The following is a 4,445-nucleotide window of genomic DNA, read 5'->3' as shown; positions in this document are numbered from 1 at the left end:
CAAAACGACGTGTTGAGCTTGGCAAAGACGTCGTGATCCTCCTCGACTCCATCACCCGACTTGCTCGTGCCTACAATACCGTAACACCGAGTTCGGGAAAAGTCCTCTCAGGGGGAGTCGATGCCAACGCATTGCACAAACCGAAACGATTTTTCGGTGCAGCACGTAACATCGAAAACGGCGGAAGTCTCACCATTATCGCCACGGCCCTTGTCGATACGGGAAGCCGAATGGACGAAGTTATTTTCGAAGAGTTCAAAGGGACCGGTAACTCCGAGATTGTCCTCAGCCGTAAAATCTCCGATCGCCGTATCTTCCCTGCGATCGATATTCTCAAATCGGGAACCCGTAAAGAGGAGCTTCTCCTCGGACCGGATGTATTGCAAAAAGTATTTGTCCTTCGCTCGATGTTGCACAAACAAGAGGACGAAGTGGAAGCACTCCGCTTCCTCTACAGTACCATGCTCAAAAGCAAGTCCAATATCGAGTTTTTGGATAGCATGAACGAGTCGACTAAATAAGATGAGAGTCGGAGTCTTTGACAGCGGTGTTGGAGGACTGAGCGTCGTAAAATCGCTGTTGGAGCATAAACTCTTTGAAGAGATTATCTACTTCGGCGATACCGCCCGCGTCCCCTACGGCGTCAAAGATCAAAATACCATCATCCGCTACTCCCTCGAAGCCCTCGAATTTTTCAAAAACTTTGAAATCGACCTCCTGATCACCGCCTGTAATACCGTCAGTGCCTATGCTCTCGATGAGATGAGAGAACACAGCGATTGTGACGTTATCGGAGTGGTCGATCCGGGGGTTTTGGCACTCAAAAACGCTATTGGCGATGCCGATGCCAATATCCTCATCTTAGGAACCAAAGCGACCGTCAAATCGGGAGCCTATGAAAAAAAACTGCACGAATTAGGATACAAAAATCTCAGTGCTATCGCAACATCACTGCTGGTTCCTATTGTCGAAGAGGGACTCTATGAGGGGGAAGTGCTCCAAAGTGCATTGCACCATTATTTCGGTTCACTCGAAAAAACACCCGATGCGATCATCCTCGGATGTACCCACTTCCCCCTCGTTGCACAAGCGATTGACGGCTATTTCGAAGGAAAAAGCACCCTGATCCACTCCGGCGAAGCGATCGTCGAATATTTGGAGAGCCATTACAACTTTACGAAACGATATGAGGAGACCAGCCTCAAATTTTTCGCTTCTGAAAATCCCGAAGGGCTTCGCCGTGTCGCCAAAGAGTGGCTCTTATTAGATTAGAACGCAAGCGGAGCAAAGCCCCGCTTCGCTACGCTTGCCGCTAAGGCACTAAAGCTTGCTCCTTTGGGGCAGATTTGCATCCGCATACCTAGCTAAAAAGAAGGAGAACATATGGCTCAAAATTCTGAGGTATTAGCACTCAAATACCGTCCCCGACGTTTCGAAGAGCTTATCGGACAAGAGAGCATCTCCCAAACCCTCTCCCTCGCACTCGATTCCAAACGCCTCTCTCACGCCTATCTTTTCTCAGGTTTGCGCGGATCGGGGAAAACGTCGACCGCTCGGATTTTTGCTAAATCGCTCATCTGTGAAAACGGCCCTACTTCCGCACCGTGTGACGTCTGCAGCCACTGCGTCATGGCAAACGAGGGGCGTCATATCGACATCATCGAGATGGATGCCGCTTCCAGCCGCAAGATCGACGATATCCGCGATCTGATTGAACACACCAAATACCGCCCTGCGAGTGGCAATTTTAAAATCTTTATTATCGACGAAGTGCATATGCTCACGAAAGAGGCACATAATGCCCTCCTTAAAACCCTCGAAGAGCCGCCTGAATATGTCAAATTTATTTTAGCGACGACCGATCCGCTTAAACTCCCCCCGACCATTTTGAGCCGAACGCAGCATTTTCGCTTCAAACGGATCAGCCACCCCAACATCGTCCACCATCTCAGTCATATCCTCCATTTGGAGAACATCGAGTACCAAGCCGAAGCACTCGATATCTTAGCCCGCAGCGGTTCGGGAAGTCTTCGTGACACCCTTACCCTCATGGATCAGGCGATCATCTACTCCAAAGGGTTCGTAGACGTCAAAACCGTCGCCGATATGCTGGGACTTCTCGATCCCGATTACATTAGCCGTCTTTTTGACGCTATTTTTGCCAAAGACCGCCCATCCCTGATCCAAATGCTCCAAGAACTCGAAGCGTATGAGTCGGAAATGGTCGTCGATGAACTGATCGCCTATCTCAAAGAGCGTCTGTATGAGGGGGATCACCGTTTCAGCCCTCTCGTTATCGAGCGATTTTTCCGAATACTGAGCGATGCCAAAACCCTTTTCGCGATCAATGCGGACGGTGGATTTGTCGTCAGTCTCATCCTCTTTAAGATGATCGAAGCGCTCAAAATCAAAGAGATCGATGAGATGATCGAATCTCTTGAATCACGAATTTCCCATGTGCCGACAAAAACTTCTCCCCCTGCTGCGGCCAGTGTGAGTGAAACACCGAGTATTCATGTCACCCCGACTCCCCCTGCGGTAAAATCTTCTTTCGAGCAGCTGTGTGAGAGGATCAGTGACCGAAGTTCCGAGTTGGGAATATCTTTTAAGAACAATGTCACGTTCCTCTCCTTTGAGAATGAGACCCTGACGTGGGAGAGCTGTGCCGAGGGTGAAGATAAAGAGCTCCTCAAAAACAGTTTCGGGATCATCCGCCAGTTTGTCCGAGAGATTTACGGCATCGATACGCAGATCAAATCCCAAGGGTGTACGAAATCTGCAGAGGAACCAACCCCTCCCAATACAGAAATCGTATTACCCGAAGAAGAGAGTATTCCTGAACCCGCTTCAATGGTCGAAGATGCCGAAATAGGGGTCGGGAGCTGTGTCAGCGCGTGTGATGAAACCAGTGTCAAAGAGTTTGACGGCAGCGATGTCCTCAAAGAGCCTATGATCCAAAAAGCGGCAGAGCTGTTCGAAGCGACGAAAATTACCGTACAATCTAAAGTATAATTACTTTCCTTGCTATTAAGTTTTTTTTCAGGTATAATATTTCCATTGAAAGATGATTTAGAGTTTCATCTTTGGTTTGTTTTTTATTGAAGACCTTTTAGTTAACAGTACGATCTACCATAAGAATACTCCACTTTATATTTTCGACCACCTCGGCAACGAAGTGTATTTTTAAAACAAAGGGTTTACTATGGCAGACGTACTAAACGGAACCGTTAAATGGTTCAACAGCGAAAAAGGTTTTGGATTTATCCAACAAGATAACGGCGGGAAAGATGTATTCGTACATTTCCGTCAAATTAACAGCACTGGTTATGGCCGTGTTTCTCTTGACGAAGGTCAAAAAGTGACTTACACAGTAGGTCAAGGTGACAAAGGTCCACAAGCAGAAAACGTTACAGCTCTGTAACTTCCTCTTGGGCAGATTTTTTCTGCCCATCTTCCCTAAATCATTTTACTAAGACACTATTAGGTGTTTTTCCAAGCCGATTTAAAAGGACCACTATGGAAAGCAGAGAAGCCGTTTTAGATGCGTTAAAAGAGGGTAAAAAACTTACCAGCAATGTAACAGGGCTCCAATATACCCTTATCGGCGGTCAACTCCACGCCCGCAACAGTGAAAAAACCGACTGGCACGAAAGTGAACTCAGTTTCGATAATCCTCCCTCGTGGCTAAACCTTCGCGCATAAGCGCAAGGTATTATGTCTTCCTCCTTACGATTCCGTTATCAAACCCTCGAATTTATTAACACCGACATCCACGTCCGAACCCTCAGAGATACCCAACAATATTACGATACCGACGATATGGCACACAACCTCGGAATATCCTCAGCCTCATGGCCGCTGTTTGGGGTGATTTGGGATTCGAGCAAAATTCTAGCCCATCTGATGAGCGATTTTGATATTGCGGGAAAACGGATTTTAGAGGTAGGCTGCGGCATCGGCCTGGCTAGCCTCGTTCTCAATCACCGAGCGGCCGATATCACTGCCACCGATTACCACCCCGAAGCCGAACGCTTTATGGACGTAAATGTCCGTATCAATAACGACAAACTTATCCCGTTTACCCGAACCGGATGGGGAGATTTTGACGATACTCTGGGTGAGTTCGATCTTATCATCGGAAGTGATCTCCTCTATGAGAGAGACCATATCAACCTTTTAGCGGGATTTATCGATCGCCATACTAAACAACATTGCGAAGTGATCATTGTCGATCCGGGGCGCGGAAACCACTCCCATTTCAGTAAAAAAATGGTCACCCTCGATTTCTCCCATACCCAAAGCAAACCGCTGAATACTACCTATCTTACCCAAGCCTTTAAAGGGCAGCTTCTCCGTTATGTCCGTTAGAAATTTTTAACTCTCCTGTGCTACCCTTTCGTACTTAACCATTACGAGGTAACTATGTTCTTACACAAACAAATCGA

General features: G+C 47.4%; 5 protein-coding genes and 1 pseudogene. All 6 read left to right on the top strand.

Annotated elements, in window-relative coordinates:
• Positions 1–521, top strand: a pseudogene (locus A2517_RS09380) (transcription termination factor Rho); the annotation flags it as partial.
• Between the two features lies 1 nt (position 522).
• On the top strand, positions 523–1,272 hold the full coding sequence (gene murI / locus A2517_RS09375; RefSeq protein WP_294896381.1) for a glutamate racemase: 750 nt from the start codon (positions 523–525) through the stop codon (positions 1,270–1,272).
• A gap of 111 nt (positions 1,273–1,383) precedes the next feature.
• Positions 1,384–3,012: a DNA polymerase III subunit gamma/tau gene (locus A2517_RS09370; protein WP_294896380.1), complete on the top strand. Its 1,629-nt coding sequence runs from the start codon at positions 1,384–1,386 to the stop codon at positions 3,010–3,012.
• Between the two features lie 190 nt (positions 3,013–3,202).
• Positions 3,203–3,421 (top strand): cold-shock protein, encoded by a 219-nt coding sequence (locus tag A2517_RS09365; protein ID WP_294896378.1) that lies wholly within the window; start codon positions 3,203–3,205, stop codon positions 3,419–3,421.
• A 95-nt stretch (positions 3,422–3,516) separates the two neighbouring features.
• The gene (locus A2517_RS09360; protein WP_294896376.1) at positions 3,517–3,702 is read left to right on the top strand and encodes a hypothetical protein; all 186 of its coding nucleotides are present in this window, start codon (positions 3,517–3,519) and stop codon (positions 3,700–3,702) included.
• 12 nt (positions 3,703–3,714) lie between these two features.
• A complete protein-coding gene (locus A2517_RS09355; protein ID WP_294896374.1) occupies positions 3,715–4,368 on the top strand; it encodes a methyltransferase domain-containing protein in 654 nt (217 codons plus the stop codon).
• The last annotated feature ends 77 nt before the right edge of the window (positions 4,369–4,445 follow it).

Origin of the sequence: Sulfuricurvum sp. RIFOXYD12_FULL_44_77 (genome assembly GCF_001830725.1) — a bacterium.
In the GTDB taxonomy this organism is placed as follows: Bacteria; Campylobacterota; Campylobacteria; order Campylobacterales; family Sulfurimonadaceae; genus Sulfuricurvum; species Sulfuricurvum kujiense_A.
The sequence above is the reverse complement of the archived record's forward strand: the minus strand, read 5'-3'. Positions and strand labels throughout refer to the sequence as shown.